At 42.6% G+C, this 17272-nt stretch carries 19 protein-coding genes and 3 tRNA genes; 1 reads left to right on the top strand and 21 read right to left on the bottom strand.

What is annotated here, in order from left to right:
- Positions 1 to 4: 4 nt before the first annotated feature.
- From comGG to tgt, 11 genes are all read right to left on the bottom strand, one after another.
- Complete coding sequence (gene comGG / locus D8805_RS08860; RefSeq protein ID WP_125416889.1) at positions 5 to 409, bottom strand: competence type IV pilus minor pilin ComGG; 405 nt, start codon at positions 407 to 409, stop codon at positions 5 to 7.
- Positions 387 to 848: a competence type IV pilus minor pilin ComGF gene (comGF, locus tag D8805_RS08855; protein ID WP_125416887.1), complete on the bottom strand. Its 462-nt coding sequence runs from the start codon at positions 846 to 848 to the stop codon at positions 387 to 389. The genes comGG and comGF overlap by 23 nt, the downstream gene beginning before the upstream one ends.
- Complete coding sequence (gene comGE, locus D8805_RS08850) at positions 811 to 1113, bottom strand: competence type IV pilus minor pilin ComGE (RefSeq protein ID WP_185774591.1); 303 nt, start codon at positions 1111 to 1113, stop codon at positions 811 to 813. Before comGE ends, comGF begins: the two co-directional genes overlap by 38 nt.
- The gene (gene comGD, locus D8805_RS08845) at positions 1076 to 1510 is read right to left on the bottom strand and encodes a competence type IV pilus minor pilin ComGD (protein ID WP_125416885.1); all 435 of its coding nucleotides are present in this window, start codon (positions 1508 to 1510) and stop codon (positions 1076 to 1078) included. Before comGD ends, comGE begins: the two co-directional genes overlap by 38 nt.
- Positions 1473 to 1796, bottom strand: coding sequence for a competence type IV pilus major pilin ComGC (gene comGC, locus D8805_RS08840; RefSeq protein ID WP_125416883.1), 324 nt, complete (start codon positions 1794 to 1796; stop codon positions 1473 to 1475). The genes comGD and comGC overlap by 38 nt, the downstream gene beginning before the upstream one ends.
- 1 nt (position 1797) lies before the next feature.
- The gene (gene comGB / locus D8805_RS08835) at positions 1798 to 2814 is read right to left on the bottom strand and encodes a competence type IV pilus assembly protein ComGB (RefSeq protein WP_125416881.1); all 1017 of its coding nucleotides are present in this window, start codon (positions 2812 to 2814) and stop codon (positions 1798 to 1800) included.
- On the bottom strand, positions 2735 to 3703 hold the full coding sequence (gene comGA / locus D8805_RS08830) for a competence type IV pilus ATPase ComGA (RefSeq protein WP_125416879.1): 969 nt from the start codon (positions 3701 to 3703) through the stop codon (positions 2735 to 2737). Before comGA ends, comGB begins: the two co-directional genes overlap by 80 nt.
- A 69-nt stretch (positions 3704 to 3772) precedes the next feature.
- Positions 3773 to 4138, bottom strand: a complete 366-nt coding sequence (locus D8805_RS08825) for a DUF1033 family protein (RefSeq protein ID WP_125416877.1) — start codon at positions 4136 to 4138, stop codon at positions 3773 to 3775.
- Between the two features lie 148 nt (positions 4139 to 4286).
- A complete protein-coding gene (gene nagA / locus D8805_RS08820; protein ID WP_084945412.1) occupies positions 4287 to 5438 on the bottom strand; it encodes an N-acetylglucosamine-6-phosphate deacetylase in 1152 nt (383 codons plus the stop codon).
- A 140-nt stretch (positions 5439 to 5578) separates the two neighbouring features.
- Positions 5579 to 7396: an acyltransferase family protein gene (locus tag D8805_RS08815; protein WP_125416875.1), complete on the bottom strand. Its 1818-nt coding sequence runs from the start codon at positions 7394 to 7396 to the stop codon at positions 5579 to 5581.
- 100 nt (positions 7397 to 7496) lie between these two features.
- Positions 7497 to 8639: a tRNA guanosine(34) transglycosylase Tgt gene (tgt, locus tag D8805_RS08810; protein ID WP_001285237.1), complete on the bottom strand. Its 1143-nt coding sequence runs from the start codon at positions 8637 to 8639 to the stop codon at positions 7497 to 7499.
- Between the two features lie 116 nt (positions 8640 to 8755).
- Between tgt and D8805_RS08805 the strand changes: the two genes are divergently transcribed.
- Positions 8756 to 9613 carry a DUF975 family protein gene (locus tag D8805_RS08805; RefSeq protein ID WP_125416873.1) on the top strand — a complete coding sequence of 286 codons (858 nt, stop codon included), beginning with the start codon at positions 8756 to 8758 and terminating at the stop codon, positions 9611 to 9613.
- Between the two features lie 40 nt (positions 9614 to 9653).
- On the opposite strand, the gene D8805_RS08800 is transcribed toward D8805_RS08805, so the two are convergent.
- The 10 genes from D8805_RS08800 to D8805_RS08755 all read right to left on the bottom strand — a co-directional run bounded on the left by D8805_RS08800 (position 9654) and on the right by D8805_RS08755 (position 17264).
- A complete protein-coding gene (locus tag D8805_RS08800; RefSeq protein ID WP_038804058.1) occupies positions 9654 to 10016 on the bottom strand; it encodes a DUF1304 domain-containing protein in 363 nt (120 codons plus the stop codon).
- A 10-nt stretch (positions 10017 to 10026) separates the two neighbouring features.
- Positions 10027 to 10452: a MarR family winged helix-turn-helix transcriptional regulator gene (locus tag D8805_RS08795; RefSeq protein ID WP_061419412.1), complete on the bottom strand. Its 426-nt coding sequence runs from the start codon at positions 10450 to 10452 to the stop codon at positions 10027 to 10029.
- A gap of 197 nt (positions 10453 to 10649) precedes the next feature.
- On the bottom strand, positions 10650 to 11864 hold the full coding sequence (locus D8805_RS08790; protein WP_125416871.1) for a LysM peptidoglycan-binding domain-containing protein: 1215 nt from the start codon (positions 11862 to 11864) through the stop codon (positions 10650 to 10652).
- 161 nt (positions 11865 to 12025) lie between these two features.
- A complete protein-coding gene (locus D8805_RS08785; RefSeq protein ID WP_125416869.1) occupies positions 12026 to 12649 on the bottom strand; it encodes an HAD family hydrolase in 624 nt (207 codons plus the stop codon).
- 3 nt (positions 12650 to 12652) lie between these two features.
- On the bottom strand, positions 12653 to 13933 hold the full coding sequence (locus D8805_RS08780) for an MATE family efflux transporter (protein ID WP_125416867.1): 1281 nt from the start codon (positions 13931 to 13933) through the stop codon (positions 12653 to 12655).
- A gap of 60 nt (positions 13934 to 13993) precedes the next feature.
- Positions 13994 to 15478 (bottom strand): threonine synthase, encoded by a 1485-nt coding sequence (thrC, locus tag D8805_RS08775; protein WP_125416865.1) that lies wholly within the window; start codon positions 15476 to 15478, stop codon positions 13994 to 13996.
- A gap of 47 nt (positions 15479 to 15525) precedes the next feature.
- Positions 15526 to 16830 (bottom strand): gamma-glutamylcysteine synthetase, encoded by a 1305-nt coding sequence (locus D8805_RS08770; protein ID WP_125416863.1) that lies wholly within the window; start codon positions 16828 to 16830, stop codon positions 15526 to 15528.
- A 183-nt stretch (positions 16831 to 17013) separates the two neighbouring features.
- Positions 17014 to 17097, bottom strand: a tRNA-Leu gene (locus tag D8805_RS08765).
- A 9-nt stretch (positions 17098 to 17106) separates the two neighbouring features.
- Positions 17107 to 17178, bottom strand: a tRNA-Gln gene (locus D8805_RS08760).
- A gap of 13 nt (positions 17179 to 17191) precedes the next feature.
- Positions 17192 to 17264 (bottom strand) — tRNA-His (locus D8805_RS08755).
- Positions 17265 to 17272 lie beyond the last annotated feature (8 nt).

Below are 17272 nucleotides of genomic sequence, written 5' to 3'. Positions count from 1 at the left end.
TTGACTAGGAATTGTCTTTCTTGTCTTTCGATGCTTTCTGATTGGTTTGCTCACTTGAGTTAGTTAATGATTGTTTCTCCGTATCTGTTTTCTTTTCCTTGGTTTTCATCGGAGGAAAGAGAAATTCATAGTTGCCCTTATTCATACGAACACTTGTTACAAAACCTGTTTTCGTATTGTGATAAGTGACTTTTCCTAGATTAAAGGCTCGTTCCCCACTTTCTTGCTCAGCCTTATCTTTACTTCGCTTGGCCATGGCAAAAGCGACCAACTTTTCTTTATTTAAGGCAAAGTCTTTGTGATGGGCGACTTGCCGGTTCAAATAAAACTGCAACAAAAGGCTAAAAATGGCTGCCATGGTGACTGCATATAGGAGAACGCCTGCCTTAACTTTTTGCTTTTTCCACACGATATATGAACTCCCTTTCTAAGCCTTTTTGAAATTGAAAACGAAAGTGAACCAAGTGATTTTCCTCTGTGATTTGTGCTGATTTGAGTCCATAAACCATAGGCTGATAGCCCCGGCCACTGCTATCGGTCTTCCGAAAATCATCTGATTTGGACTTGCCCATAGCGATGTCCTTTCCATCTTGCTTCACATAGAGACGATTGCCTTCCACCTTTTCAAACTGCGAACGCTCTAACTCCGCCTCCAGTTGATCCACAAACAAGAGCCACTCTTTTTGCTCGCTTTGTTGCTGGTAACGAACTTCTGAAATGAGGAGCTGACTCATAGCTTGAAAAAGGAGCAAACCTCCGCTAATGACGATAAGGGCAATCAGAGATTCTAAAAGAGTGAAAGCTCTTACCTTACTGCTCTTTAAGGTCGAGCAACTTCTCTGAACCATGGTAGACCTCCAATCCTTTTTCATTAGAATACACCTGAATCTCCACTCCGTTTATGTTTACCTGATTTTGACCTGTTTGCAGAGCCATCTTAGCCACATGTAAGACTTCCTCTTTTTGCAAGATTTCTGCCTCTTCTTGTCTATTTTTCTGAATTTGTCCCAAGAGGAGAGTTGCAATACTGGCAAATATGGCTAGCGCTACTACTGCTTCTAGTAAGATCACTGCCTTAATTTTTAGTTTCCTTAATGCGTTTAATTTTTCCATTTCCTAGATATAATTGGTAACGAATCGCTCCTTTGCTAGTCTGAAATTCAACCTTAGCCAGGGACGAATTGCCCCCAGCTCGGTCAAAATGAATCGTTTGTCCAGATGGTGCCTGAATCCCTTTAGGAACGGTCAATTTTTGACTGCCATTGCTAATCGTCTGCCCGTCTAAGTTTAGACTAGTCTTTTGCTGACTTGCTACACTACGCTTTTGAGTTTCCCGATAGAGTTCTTCAAATTCCATGAAAAATATCTGCTCTTCCACCGCTGCAAAACTGGACTGGACTGAGCCGGACAAGCCCGAAGCAATGATACTCACAAGCCCCAAAACCAAGAGACTTTCTAACATGGTAAAGGCCTTAATCCGCAACAGTTTGACTTGTGTTTTGTTTTGCATGGTAGTCTTTATAAGCTTTGGCTTGCTCAGCTGTGATACGACCGTCCGCCTGTAATTTGCTTAGACTCGCATCTTCATTCTTGTCCAAACTATAGAGTTCTGCCTGGCTTTCCACGACCTTGACAACAGCAGCTTTTCCTTTGTCATCTACGACATCCTTTTGCTTGGTCAAGTTGGGCACAAAGAGCAAGAGAAGAACACTGATGATGAGCAAGACCACTAACATTTCTACCAAAGTGAAAGCTTGCGCCTTGGCTTTTTTTAAATTTGTCATGATTTTTTTCATTTTAAAAATTTACCTCCATATTTTGATACATGGGCATAAGCATTGCCGCATAAAGTAAAACGATAATCAGGGCCACAAAGATAAAGACCAGTGGCTGCACCAAATTCATGGTGCGGTTGACTCGGGTAAAAAAGGCTTCCCAAGTCTTTTCTGCATAGATTTCCAACTCACTCCCCAGCTTGGACTTGACTTCCCCGTACTCGATGATCAGACTCAACTCCTTCTTAAAGAATGGATAAGTCGCTATAGTCTGAGAAAATTCTTGACCATTTTGCAGGGCGTGAGCCAAATCTTGACCGATTTCTTTAAAGAGCTGGGAACCTTGTTCCCGCATGATCTGAAAAATCTGCGTCAGCTCTATCCCCTGTGAAATCATATTGCCCCATTCACGCGCGTAATAGGCCGTCAGATAGGTCTGGACAAAGATTCCAAGAAAGGGAATCCGTGCTAACATCGAGAATACCCGCATCTTGGAACTTCTTTTGTAAAAAGTGAGGGCTAAAAGTAAAGATAGAGAGCAAACCAACACTAGTCCCAGAAATATTTGTGGCAGATTGCCGATGATTTTGGTGGCGATATTGCTACTGTCCAGTTGGGGGAGCAAATAGTTTCTCAACCCCATCATGATTAGCAGGAGAAATCCCAGCAAAATCAAAGGATAGGTCGCCACTTCGATTAACTTTTTCTTGACCTTGGCCAGATTGTCTAGATACTCTTCTATCTTTCCCAAACTCAGGTGAAGATTCCCGTGAACTTCAGCTAGGGATAATTGGGTCACAATAGCACTTGAAAAACCCAAGCTGTCCATCATCTCTGAAAAGGATTTCCCCTGGGACAAGCCTTGGTGCATCTGGGCCACATAGTCCTTTTCCAGCAAGGCACTTCTCCCCAAGAAAGAAATAATTTCCACCAAATGAAAGCCACTGGAAAAAAGGTTGTTAAACAGGGTGATGATTTTCTTCTGCTTGGCTGTAGCTAATTTTTTCCGTTTCAGCCTGAAGACTTGTGATATGTCCATCTTTAAGAAGCTGATCAATCTGCTCATTCCACCTAGTTGGCTGGTGTTCTTGATAGTCTTTGTTTGCAAAGTCAACGATTCCTCCTCCCCCGATTAATCTCTGGTAGCAGACGCCTTGCAGGACAACTGCTAGTTCCTCCTCCGTCACACCCAACTCCAGAAGGCGTTCATAAACACCTCGGATACTCTTGGCATGAATGGTTGAAAAAACTGTCGCACCTGTCAAACTGGCTCTGACAACCGCACGCGCCGTCTCACTGTCCCGAATTTCTCCGATAATCAAAAGGTCGGGACGATGTCGAAGAGACAGTTTGATCAGATTTTCATAGGTCAAGCCAATCGCCTCATTCAACTGCAACTGGAGCATGTCTTCTTGCTTGATCTCAACAGGATCTTCGATGGACATAACCTGCTGCCCCTTAAACAGAGACTTAGCTAATTCATGCATCAGCGTCGTCTTGCCACTTCCGACGGGACCTGCAAATAGATAGAGACCCCTTTGCCTGTATTGCTTGCCCAGTTCTCCAATATCCTGAAACCAGAAATGCAGATCCTGCTCCTCATCGTGTAACAAACGAATGACCAAACTCTCATGTCCCCGATAATCTCCCACGGTGGACAAACGCAGTGAAGAAACCTTTTCGTCATACTGATAATCACAAGAACCCAGCTGACTGCGACGCTTTTCTCCTACATTCATCCCAGCCACAAACTTGAAATGACTAATCACAGCAGCTAAAACATCAAACTCATAGGAGTCAACTAGACACCGTTCGTCTCCAACCCGCATGTGAAGCTCATAGGACTTTTCCTTGGGGATAAAATATATATCCTGAGCCTTTTTTTCTTTCGCAGTCGCAATAATTTTCTGTGCAATTTCTTGAACCATACTTACCTCCTCACCTATACTATTCGAAAAAATTGGAAAAAATAAAAAGCAACTTAAAAAGTTACTTTTTTATCTCCATTTCATGCGGCAAGAACGATGCTTTTCTTGACCTGTTTGTTTTTCATAGCCTGGACGTAGCTTTTCATCGGGGATGACTTGCCCATCCTGTAAAAGAGCCAAAGAATGATACTGCTGCAAATACTCATCACACTCATCACACCAACGTTGATCTGCAGGATCCCAAAAAATAGTCATCAAATCGCTCCGACTCTTATAAAGAGGATTCTTCTTTTCCAGCTCAAACCAGCATGATTTATAATATTTTAGAGCATCATAGTACTTGTTAAAAGAGCGACTCATAATGACATCTTTTTCCCAACCTTCTATGAACCACCACGGTTCATAGTCCCCATACATTTCTATAACACGATACATTTTCACTACTTCCTTTGTACCGTATATTATAACGAATTTTCTAGAACAATGAAAGGATTTTGCTTCATTATAGAACAATCCTCTAGCTTTCTGAAGATACCTCTGAATAGAAAAGCAAAGGCTGAGTCATCACAGCCTCTGCTTTTTATTATGCTTGATAACGTTTCACACCATCTAGGTAGGTTGCTACCAATTCCAAATCTTTATCTAGTACGATAAAGTCAGCGTCATAACCTTCACGGATTTGACCACAGACATCATCGATGTGAACGGATTTTGCTGGGTTGAGGCTGGCCATCATGACTGCCTCATGCGGATTCGCAATGCCCCATTCGACCACATTCTTCAAACCGTCTTTGAGTTTGAGGATAGAACCTGCCAAATTGCCTGTAGATTTAAGGCGAGCCGTTCCATTGGCAACAACTACTGGGAATTCTCCCAACATGTAATCTCCGTCTTCCAAACCACCAGCTGTCATACAGTCTGTGATAAGAGCAATATTTTCAGTTCCCTTTTGCTTGAGCAAGATATCACATGCCTTTGGATCCACATGGTGTCCATCACAAATCAATTCTGCATAGGTATGAGGCAATTCATACATGGCTCCCACCATACCGAGCTCACGGTGAGTCAACCCACGCATCCCATTGTAGGCATGCACCCAAACACTTGCTCCAGCATCGACTGCTTTTTTAGCTTCATCAAATGTCGCATTTGAGTGTCCAAGAGCAACGGTAACACCTTCGCCCGTAATCGTACGAACAAAGTCTTCCACACCTTCACGTTCTGGTGCAAGGGCAATTTTATTGAGCAAGCCATTGGCTGCTTTTTGCCAAGCACGAAACTCATCCATACGAGGATCCTTCATGTAGGCAGGGTTTTGAGCTCCCTTGTATTTCTCTGTGAAATACGGCCCTTCAAAATAGATACCACGAATTTTCGCTCCACTTGCTTCCTGATAACGAGCACCGATATTTTCTGTTACCGCAAGCAATTGCTCATAAGATGAGGTCAAAGTTGTTGGCAAGAAGCTCGTTACTCCCATGCTGAGGAGCCCTTCACTCATGGTATGAAGGGTTCCTTCGATGTTATTATCCATGACATCGACACCACCAAATCCATGAATGTGGGTATCCACAAGTCCTGGAGCAATGCTGTAGCCTGTATAGTCAATCACCTCAGCTCCTTCAGGAATCTGTTCTACATGTTTTCCAAACTTGCCATCCACAAGTTCCAAGTAACCACCACGACGAACTCCGTGTGGGTAGAAAAACTGATCCGCTTTAATATAATTAGGCATAATGATAACCTCCTTGATAGATTGATTCTAGAATTTATTATGTCAATTACATTATAAACCTTTCTTTTTCATTTGTAAATGGTATAGACCTATTTTCTGGAGATATTTTAAAAGAGCTGGATTTCTCCAACTCTTTGATCTTATTTTGATTTCACAGGCAGTTCTTGAGCAGCCTTAACAGCAGCTGCAATCGTCTCTGCGTAAAGTTTAGCACCTTCTTCAATCATGTTGCTATCATTTCCAAAGTGGACTTGGTCGGTTCCAGCCCAGATTTCAGGGTGTTCCTTAGCAACCTTATTCCAGTCAGCGATGCTTACGTAAGGAGTCTTTTCTGCTAATTCTCGCGCATAAGTCGCATACTGCTCAACTGATTTGTAAGTCTCCTTGCTCTTGTCACCTTCATAAGGAGTTACAAGAATCAGATGGTGGCCTTTGGGAAGATTTTTAACGATCGTATCTAAGTCATCTTTATAATTCTCTGGTCCGTTTACACCCGTTGCAATGACAACTGTTTTTAGAAGTACCTTGTTCTGGCTGTTATTGAGCATGATGTCATTGGCTTGCTTGGTTGTCCGACTAACTTGAGCGTTGATATTTGCTTCAGGAAGAGCCTCTTGTAAGGCTGTATTAGCACGCAAGGCTACCGAATCTCCAATCAGACTCGTTCCCTCAGAAATTCCAAGTCGGCTAGCCTCTGCTTGCTCAGCAAGAGTCTTTGTTTGTCCTATATTGGTCTGGGCTTGTTTAAAACCATTCACCATCAAGTCTGTTTCAAAGGCTCCAACTTGAGGAGCCACAGCTATGATAATCAAGGTAATCAAGGTAAGAATGCCAGCACCACCAGCACTAATTGGTTTAATATGAGGTAATCGACTAATCTTCCGTATTAAAGGATTGGTCTTACCGGCAATCAATGGCTCAATAATATAGAAGGATAGGATAGCAAAGAAATAAGAAAAGATGATTGTCAGAATAACAGCAGGCAAATTACTCATCAACTGAGAAAAGATAATATAAAAAGGCCAGTGGAAGAGATAAACCGCATAGCTGGTATCCGCTAAAAATGTGATTATCCGTGGTTCTTGTATCTCAGACGTTTTCTCATGCAAGACACGCGCAGCAAAAATCATGATCACGGCCGCTAAACTTGCCAGTACGAAACCAAATAAATAAGCGAATAAGTAGGTGAACTTGACAAAGAAAGTCAAGAGCAATAACACCAAAAGCCCCGCAGCAAACACCAGTAGATTCTGACGAAGATCCCACGTCCGATCAAACTGCTTGACTAAATCGCTCGTCTGACGAACCCCCACAACTGTCGCCAAAATACTTCCTAAAAAGAAGGGATAGACATGAGTCAAACTTGAAAAGTAGACAGATGAATAGGAACTAGCCATTAGACTACCAATAAACATGGAGAAAAAGCTAATGATAAAAGCTCCAGCAGAAAGGAGAAAGACCATCCCTCTCAATTGACTACTAGATTTTGAACGTTTGGATAAGAACCAAACCGCTAAGCCCCAAAGAATATAGTAGTGAACCTCAACAGCTAGACTCCAGTTGTGAACAAAGAGATGCGGAATGAACTGGGATTCGTAACTTCCCCCTGTTAACATCTCATAGAAGTTGGTCATAAAACCAAGAACTCCAGCTATCTGGCCACCAATGCCAGCAACATAGTCTTGACGAACCAAGAAAGTAAAAGGCATTGTCACCAAAACCATCAGCACCACAGGTGGCACGATGCGGTAAAACCGTCTCTTAAAAAAGCCCAGCAAATCAATCTGGCTTTTCTTTCCAAACTCTTCTAAAAGGAGGGAGGTAATCAAGAATCCCGAAAATGTGAAAAAGACATCTACCCCGAAAAATCCTCCAGGAAAGATGGTCTGAAAGAAGTGGTACAGAAGCACCAGAAGTAAACCTGTAATCCTAATCAAGGAAAACCATTTAATACGCATACGAGTCTATTCTCCCTTTCGTTATACACTTTATTCTATCAAAAAAAGAAGAAAAATCCTACGAGAAAACGTAGGATTTTTAGCTTCTATAAATTCCATTTTAGAAATTGCGTCCTGACTTATTGTAGCCATATTTTTCCACAAAATACTCACGAAATTCCAAGAGATTGTCATCCATGATAGCTTGACGCACCTGCTTCATCAGGTTGAGTAAGAAGTAGAGATTGTGGTAGCTAGTCAAGCGGATACCGAAGGTTTCATCGGCCTTGAGCAGGTGACGAAGATAAGCGCGCGTATAGTTCTTACATGTGTAGCAATCGCACTCAGGATCCAGTGGCGTAAAATCCTCAGCAAACTGAGCATTTTTGACAACCAAACGTCCCTGACTGGTCATACAGGTACCGTTACGAGCGATACGAGTCGGCAAGACACAGTCAAACATATCCACCCCACGAATGACCCCATCAATCAAGCTATCTGGCGCTCCCACACCCATCAAATAGCGAGGTTTGTTTTCTGGGAGAAGTTGGGTTGTGAAATCCAAGACTGCATTCATCTCTTCGTGCGTTTCTCCCACTGCCAAACCACCTATAGAGTAACCTGGGAAATCCATGCTGACAAGGTCGTGAGCTGACTGACGGCGAAGGTCTTCAAATCCTGCCCCCTGCACAATTCCAAACAAACCTTGGTCATGTGGACGACGGTGAGCCTTCAAGCCACGCTCAGCCCAACGACTGGTACGCTCGATGGATTTCTTAACGTAGTCGTAAGGTTGATAAAACTGAGGACATTCATCAAAAGACATCATGATATCTGAGCCTAGATTGTTCTGAATAGAAATAGCCTTTTCTGGAGATAGGAACATCTTGGAACCATTGAGATGGTTTTTAAAGGTTACGCCTTCTTCTGTGATATTTCGGCTATCAGCTAGGGAATAGACCTGGAAACCACCACTATCCGTCAAGATTGGCTGGTCCCAGTTCATGAACTTGTGGAGACCACCTGCGCGGGCAATGAGTTCATCACCTGGACGAAGCCACAAGTGATAGGTGTTGGATAGGATAATTCCTGATCCCATCTCCTTCAACTCTTCTGGCGACTGGGTTTTAACAGTGGCTTGGGTCCCAACTGGCATAAACATAGGCGTTGGAAAGGTACCGTGCGGGGTGATGATTTCTCCCAGACGAGCTCCCGTGTGTTTTTCTTTCTTAATCAAACGGTATTTGATTGGTGAATCTGACATTTTCTACCTCCGAAGCTGGGAAAGACAGTCCCAGTTCATACTTTGTGCCCAAAGGCATACTGTATGATTTTATCAAAAAAACCAGGAACTGTCACGAACTATGGTATAATGAAAGAATGAAATACCCAAAAATTGATTTAAAAACCATTCGTCTGCAGACTAGGCAATTTCAGGCTGAAAATCCCCGCCTCTTTCTTGTCTATCTCTTACCTAGCATACTGGTCATCTTATCAGGCTTTCTCAACCCCTTGGCTCGCCTCCAAGAAAATGTTTTAGAGCAATCCTTTTTCAGCATGCTGGCACAAGTGCTCCAAGCCTATCTCTTCCCACTAGTGGTTTCTTTTATGAGCACGATTTTTCTAGCAGGTGCTGCCTTTGCGACACTCCGACTCCTCAAGGATCCTGATACGGAACTCTCAGTAAAATCAAGCCTGACCCTCTTTGCTGAAGAGCGCTTCTCGCAAACCTTCCTGACCCTGCTCCTCAAACGTTTCTACCTCTTTTTATGGAGCATTCCAAACTTAGTAGGCATTTATTGCCTCTTTTATAGCAATCTCTTGGCTCGAAGATTTGTTGCCCTACATCCTGAATTTCCAAAATTAGACCTCTCATCAGTTGAAACCGAGCAATTCCTTATGACCTTTGGGCTCTACTTTTTCGTGAGCCTCATCTTGATGATCGTGGGCAATCTCCTCTACGTACCGCAACATTATGCTTACTCGCAGGTAGAATTCCTCCTCTGCGACACTCTGGATTTAGGACATGCTAAACCCCGTCAAATCCTGAAAACTAGCCGTTTCTTGATGAAGGGTTACAAATTCCAGCGCTTTGTCCTCGACCTACAACTATTCCCTTGGTACTTCCTCAACTGGATCACCTTTGGAATTGCTAGTTTTTCAATCCTTCCCTATATTCAAAACAATCACATCTTCTTTTACAGAGTCCTACTAGCTCGTAAACGTCGAAATGGATAAGAGCATACAAAAACCAGCATCTTTCAGGACGCTGGTTTTCTTATTTCAAAAGTAACATACTCAGCAGAGTCAAAATAGCAGGCCCACCTTGCTTCAGAAGAATCTTCTTGTCTGCTGTCAGAGAACCGTAGGTCGCTGCACCAAGCACAAATAAAACAAAGATAGTCACAATTTCCAAACTTTGTGAGAAATAAATCCCATACAAGAGAAAGACACCTATCAAGGCATTATAAATCCCTTGATTTTTAAATAATGAACTCACTGAAGGACGAGCCAGTTCTTCCTTGTCCACATTAAACACTCGACTAGTAGTATCTGATTGCGTAGCCACACTTTCCAAATAAAAAATGTAAAAATGCTCCAAGGCAACGATAGTTGCTAAAATAATTGTAAAAATAGACATATTCTTCTCCTTAAATTTCTATCTCTTCTAAGCCAGATATCAACTTTTCTAACAAGCGACTGAACTCTTCTCGCTCTCCTTTTGTAAGTACACTCTCCATCTGACTCTTTACGTTTATATGGTGTTGGGGAGAGTTGGTTATTAGTTGTTCTCTCGCAAAGTCTGTCACTTCCACCAAAACCTCCCTCTGGTTTTCAGGATTCCGACGTCGATTAACCAAACCTTCCTTTTCCAAAATTTTAAAGTGCCTTGTCAAGGCAGCCTGATCAATCTTCAATCTATCCTGAACTGCTATTTGATTACACGGAGACTGATCGATTAAGAAACATAAGATTTGATAACGAGTGAGACTAATCCCCAATTGGCGTTCGAATAATTGTGTCATAGACTGATCTACTAATCGTAACTGATACAGTAAATCATGGATTGCTACCATAAACCGTTCTCCTTTAACATTGATTTATCAATAATTGACTTATCAAGTATAATGCAATCCAAAAAATAAATCAAGTAATATGCTTATATTCTCTTGAAATATTACTCACTTCCTCATATTTATCCCTTTTACCCTGAAGGAATGACACACAAAAAAGAAGCGGGAACTCAATCAGTTCCCAACTTCCATTTTAATGATTAGTTCATTGATACGTGAACGTGGTCATAGTGGTTTTCGGTTACGCTACCACGGTCTGGCATTGGATTCCATGTGTAAGCTGGTCCATATTTACTATCATATGGAGCGTAGAAACGTTGTTTCCAGATGATGTAGTTGATACCGCGGCTAGCCATATTTTGGACTGCATATTCCGCGATTTGATCTCCGAGTGCTGAACTCACTGGAACCATAAAGTCGATGGCCAAACCTTTACCATGGTCCCCACTGTCACCAGGACGGTAGCCACTAAAAGATGTGATGCCAAACAAATTGGCGATTTCTTCTTTAAAGGCTGCCGTCTGTGGTTGTAGACCAGCGTTCTCAGACTTGGCTACAGCAAGGCCTGCATAGTCAGGAGCCGCTGGAGCTGAATAAGTTCTTGAAGGAGTTTGGCTTTGCTCTGCTTGATAAGTCGAAGTTGCAGTGTCAGAAGTTGCTGTTGATGCTGCTGTTTCTTCTGTTGCACTTGTTCCTGTTGTATCAGCAGGCGTTTCCGTTGTTAGCGCAGCTACTACTGGTGCTTCTGCTGGAGTTGTTGCTGCCGTTTCTTCGGTAGCTGGAGTCGCTGCTTGAGGAGCTTCTTCTTCAACTGGGCGAGTTGTTTCTGCTACTGGTGCTTCCGCTGGAGCCGTTTCAGGTGTTTCTTCAACTACAGGTGTTTCTGTAGATGGTGTCTCTTCAGCAACTGTCGCTGTCTCAGAAACTTCTGAACTTGACGCTACTTCTGTTGTTTTTTCCGTCTCGGTTGCAGTTGGAGCTTCCTCAATTGGTTGAGAAAGATCTTCTACTTGAACTGTTTGTTCATCGACTGTTACTTGATTCGTCGTCAAATCTGCTGTCGCAGTCATCACTTCTTCACTAGCATCTGATTGAGGAGCTTGGATTTCAACTTCCGTTACCTCTTCTTCCTCATTGACAGTTGTAGTGAGGACAGTATCTGGGAAAATCAAGTCCATATTGGTGATTTTGTTCAAATTAGCAAGAACTGTGACATCTACACCCAAGGCTTCTGCAATGGTGCTCAAGGTATCACCATACTGTACTGTATAGCTTGTTTTGTTGTCCGTTTTAGTCAAATCGTTTTGGATTTGCTCAACACTACGTGCAGTCCAAAGGACTTCTTCTGCTTGGGTTGCCAATACTGGGGCAAATGACAAGGCTACTGTTGAGACTAAAATCATTCTTTTCTTCATTCGTTCATATTCCTTTCAAATGAGTACCTGTCTATCATAACACAAAAAAAGCTGAAAAAAAGCCCTCTCGGGCCTATTTAACAGAACTGTCCATTCCTTGTAACAAACTCGATTACTTGAAATAGTTTGTTAGCTTTCTGTCACGCAACTGACACAATTTTTTATTCCCCAGCATCAAAAATGTGGGGAATATCTGCCAACGCTTGAATCCTGTGATTTCCTTCATAAGAAGACTCTAGAAAGTTAATGCTTTGAATGCTGCTATTCTGGGCAAATTCCACATCCAAAATCCGATCCCCTATATAATAGGTATCCCTAGGATCCAACTTATACTTGTCTAGCAGATATGTCGCCGCTTCTGGACTGGGCTTACGCGCAAAACCGCTCTGACTGGTTAGAATCTCTGTAAAATAACATTCCAAACCCAAGTCTCTTAGAATAGCGAAAGCATTGTCCCCCTTATGAGTATAGACAAACTGCTGAATCCCTGCTTGGTCTGCCCAAGCTAGCACTTCACGCGCACCTGGCATCAAAACTACCTGGGCATTCTTCTCAGACAGGCTCTGGGCACGCACCTGATTGAGCACTTCCGCATCCAGATTTCTCTCTTCTGCCACCTGCTCCAGCAAATCCTGCACCGAAAATTTGAGGATAAACTCTCTCACTTTCTCCTTATCATAAGGAATAGCAAACTGACCAAAAGTCTCCTCAATCCCTGATAAAATCGCTTCGTAAGAGTCCAATAAGGTCCCGTCTAAATCCCAAATAAAGGCTACTTTTTGCATCTCCTATCCTTTCAACATCATATAACGCTGGTAACGATAACGTAGAAATAACCAGCGAAAACCATTATCCAAAAGGGTTCCTGCCCAAATACCAGGCAAGCCCCAACCAAGAACAATGCCCATCAGATAGGCTGTCCCGATACGGATACACCACATCCCGATACTTGTCGCATAAAAGGGGAGACGAGCATTTCCCAAGCCCTGCCAAACCGCCGTATAAATAACTGTCCCTGTCGTCATAGGAGTTCCTAGTAGAGAGAAAAGTGCCACCAAAACACTAGCTTCGACCGCTACAGGATCGGTCGTATAGAGATGGGTCAGTGGTACCCCTAAGGCATAGATACTGAGAGTTAAGGGCAACATGAGAAGTAGAGAAAGCCAAAAGGTTTGTTTGCTTACCTCGTCTACTCTTTCCCAGTTATCCTCTCCAACTGCTCGAGCCACCTGCATGACCGTCGCCGTAGCGACGCCAAAGGCAGGCATGTAATTAAACTGGGTCAAAACTTCTCCGACTGCATTTCCCGCTACTGCCTCCGTCCCAAAAGAGACGACCAAGGCAATAATAACTACATCACCAGCCCGCATCATAAGTCGCTCTCCTGCTGCTGGTAAAGCCAAGGTCAATAGTTCCTTATCTAAACCCAAAGTCGGTCTCTCAAAAGGCAACTTTAATTGCGACCACAAAATCACAAGACCAACCAAGCGAGACAAGGTGGTCCCCCAAGCAACACCCGCTATCCCCATATCAAGGATAAAAATAGCTAGACTTGAAAAAAGAATATTCAAGGCATTGGATAAAAGACTAACATAGAGGGGCAGACGCGGATTATGCGTTGCACGAATCAAGGCGCCTAGACTCGTCATCAAGCCCAAGAGAACAATCGATCCGCCTACCAAAGATAGGTAGAGTCCACCACTCTCGGCCACAGCCTGCTCAGTTCCCAAAAGTCCTATCATCTCTTGCCCAGCAAAGAGCGATAAGGCGCCTAAAAGTGCACTCAGCAATAGGGTTATCTTGAGAGCCTCTGTCACGTGATAAGCCAACTTGGACTGATCTTTCTGCCCCAAACTTTTTGAAATAACGCTGGAAATAGCAGCACCTAGAGCAATAAAAATCGCCTGGTAAATGGTGATAATATTGCCAGCAACTGAAACACCCGAAATAGCTATCAGTCCCAAGTGAGCGACCAAGTAACTGTCCACCATTCCCATGAGCATCTGCAAAAAGTTTTCACCCATAGCTGGCAATGCAATATTAAGAATGTCTTTATTTTTCTTAAACAATCCTTCCTCCTGATGAAAAGAAACTCAGTTGGTTTCCCAACCGAGTTTACTCCCTCTGTCTTAAAGTCCTAGATAAGCCTCCACCGCTGCTTGCATGTCAGCAACTGCCACTGTTGTTTTATGACGAACTGGAGCTGTTTCAAGGCCATCAACTGCTGGTGGCACTGCCACTCCTGAGATTTCATGTAATTGAGCCAAGGCTTCAAAGTCAGTCAAGCCAACTTTCCCTGTTACAGCTTCTACGGCAACCACTGGGAACTTGTATGGACTAGCTGTTGAAGCAATCACTGTCTTAGTCGCATCGCCAGTAGCCGCTTGGTATTTTCTATACACTGCTGAGGCAACAGCTGTGTGTGGATCCTCGATATAGGCATCTGTTTGATAAACACGTTTAATTTCTGCCGCAGTTTCTTCCTCAGTCGCATATTCAGCTGCAAAGAGTTCCAGAATCGCTGCATCAAAGTCTGTCAATTCATATTGTCCTTGTGTACTCAAGGCATTCATGAGTTCAGTTGTCTTAACCGCATCATTCCCCAAAAGATGGAAAATCAAACGCTCCAAGTTTGAAGATACCAAGATATCCATAGATGGGCTAGTTGTTACCTTAAACTCACGTTTCTTGTCATAGACACGTGTTTTAAAGAAGTCTGTCAAGACATTGTTGTCATTTGAAGCACAGATCAATTTACCAACTGGTAGGCCGATTTGTTTAGCATAAAAGGCAGCCAAGATATTGCCGAAGTTTCCAGTTGGTACTGTGAAGTTGACCTTTTCACCAGCCACAATCTCACCAGACTTGACCAACTGAGCGTAGGCATAAACATAATAAACAATCTGTGGTACCAAACGACCAATGTTCATAGAGTTAGCTGATGAAAACTGTAGCTTATTAGCAGCCAATTTTTCACGAAGTCCCACATCGTTGAACATATGTTTCACATTTGTTTGCGCATCATCAAAGTTTCCATCAATAGCGATAACATGAGTATTGTCGCCAGTCTGAGTAGTCATTTGCAACTCTTGTACCTTGCTAACACCATCCTTTGGATAAAAGACGATAATCTCAGTTCCAGGCACATCCGCAAACCCCGCCATAGCAGCTTTTCCAGTATCACCAGATGTCGCTGTCAAGATGACGATTTTGTTCTCCAAACCATGCTTTTTAGCAGCAGTCGTCATAAAGTATGGCAAGATAGACAAGGCCATATCCTTAAAGGCAATCGTTGAACCATGGAAGAGTTCCAAATTGTATTGCCCATCCAGTTTCACCACTGGTGCAATCGCTGGAGTATCAAACTTGCTATCGTAGGCATTGTTGATGCAGTAATCCAACTCTTCAGCTGTAAAGTCATCTAAAAATGCTGACAAAACTAACTTAGCCACTTCTTGGTAAGAAGCATCTTTCAATTTTTCAAAGTCCAAATCTACCTTTGGATAAGTAAGCGGTGTAAACAAACCACCATCCGTCGCCAAACCTTGCAAAATAGCTTGGCTGGCAGTTACTGTATTATTCGCATCACGCGTTGATTGATAAACTAATGTCATGAATCTCTATCCTTTATCTATAGTCTCTTCCATTATATCATGATTTTTCAGAAAATTCTCCCTTTATAAGAGAAATTATAACCCAATTCTTTCTTCAAAGGCTCTAAATAAACCATTTCTTGCTTGCCTCTCTTCTCCAGTCCTTCCTCAGCAAGAAGGAGTAAGCCTTTTGAAAACTCAACAATTGCAGATTCTTCCTCATCTGTGAGTTTTTTCTTAGAAAATTGCCGTCTCAATGACTTGTAATCACGACCAAATGTGATAAAAAATGGAGCAGCTCGCAAGTAAGCTTCTAACTTATCTAAATTAACTAATAATCCCAAGTGAAAGGCAGCAGAAGCAAAAGTCCTATCAAGCGGCTGAGTACACACACTACGAAACTCAATAGTCCCTCTAGTTGTTAAGTCTTGGTACTGGTAACTACGGTGTGTCTGAAAGTCCTTCTCCTGAGGATAGATTAATACTTCATCCCCATTAAGGGTAAATGCCTGGATTTCAGGTGTAGTCAAATAGTTCCTAGCCTGAACAGGATAAAAATAATAGGTCTGCCCATCACGCTCCGCTGTGAAAATCGCAGAATGATCTAGATAGTCAAAAAAATCCTCATCATCCTTAAAGAGTCTAGCATTGACACCTACATTCTCTGGATAGATACCATGCATAGATTCTTCCCAAAAAATATCTCTCGAAATTTTGGTATCCCAATCTGCCCCTGAAAACTCAGAATTTGCAAACAAATAAGCTTTTGCTGCTTCAATTTGAGTAAAAGCATTGATAACACGCAGAAAGTTAGACTTTGAAACGTCCAGTTGAACCTGACTTCCACAGATAAAGGCACCATACTCAGGGAAATGATGTAAATCTGATTTAGTTACATTTCTACTCAAATTCAGATAATCCATCAACATCTGATAGCGGGGATAATCCACTGGACAATTCTCATTTTTATCCCAGTTGGGATGAATGCCGCAGCCAACAATAGCATGATTAGCTTCACCCAACTTATTCTGAATCGTAGCCATATAGAAGTTAAAGCGTTCTTCTACCTCTTGGATAGATTTAGCCCTACCAAAGGCAAACTCAACGGTCGTATAAGCAACTTCAAATAAGATTGTATCCCGACTGACCGGATCTAGTAACTGAATTGGATTCCCAAAATCATCAACTTTCTCAACTGTAAACTTCAGAACAGAAGATAAATACCAAAACAGTTCCTTAACAACCTCAATATCCGTAGCCTTACCCTCTAAATTTACAACAGGATACTCCAGCTCAACCCCAACAAATAAATCAGGCTTCTCTTTTATATTTTCTAAGTAGCGCTTCTTAAGCAAGTCAACCGAACGAGACATTAACCACCAAACTCTTTCATAATCTACATAAAATGTGAATAAGTAATATTATACCAAAAACACACTAAAAATGATTAGAATAAGAAGAAAAAGATCATTCATCAGTTATCTGTACTTAAAGAAAAATATCAAAATCTTCACTAAATCAAAAAACAAGGTCCGAAAACCTTGTCTTTCATACTATACCGGCGGCCGGGGTCGAACCGGCACGTCCTTGCGGACACTGGATTTTGAGTCCAGCGCGTCTGCCAATTCCGCCACGCCGGCAAATAGTAACTGGGGTAGCTGGATTCGAACCAACGCATGAGGGAGTCAAAGTCCCTTGCCTTACCGCTTGGCTATACCCCAATAATATAAAATAGGCGAGTGATGGGGATCGAACCCACGCATGCCAGAGCCACAATCTGGTGTGTTAACCACTTCACCACACCCGCCATAATTC

The organism is Streptococcus oralis subsp. dentisani (assembly GCF_003944205.1).
Classification (GTDB): domain Bacteria; phylum Bacillota; class Bacilli; order Lactobacillales; family Streptococcaceae; genus Streptococcus; species Streptococcus oralis_BH.
The sequence above is the reverse complement of the archived record's forward strand: the minus strand, read 5'-3'. Positions and strand labels throughout refer to the sequence as shown.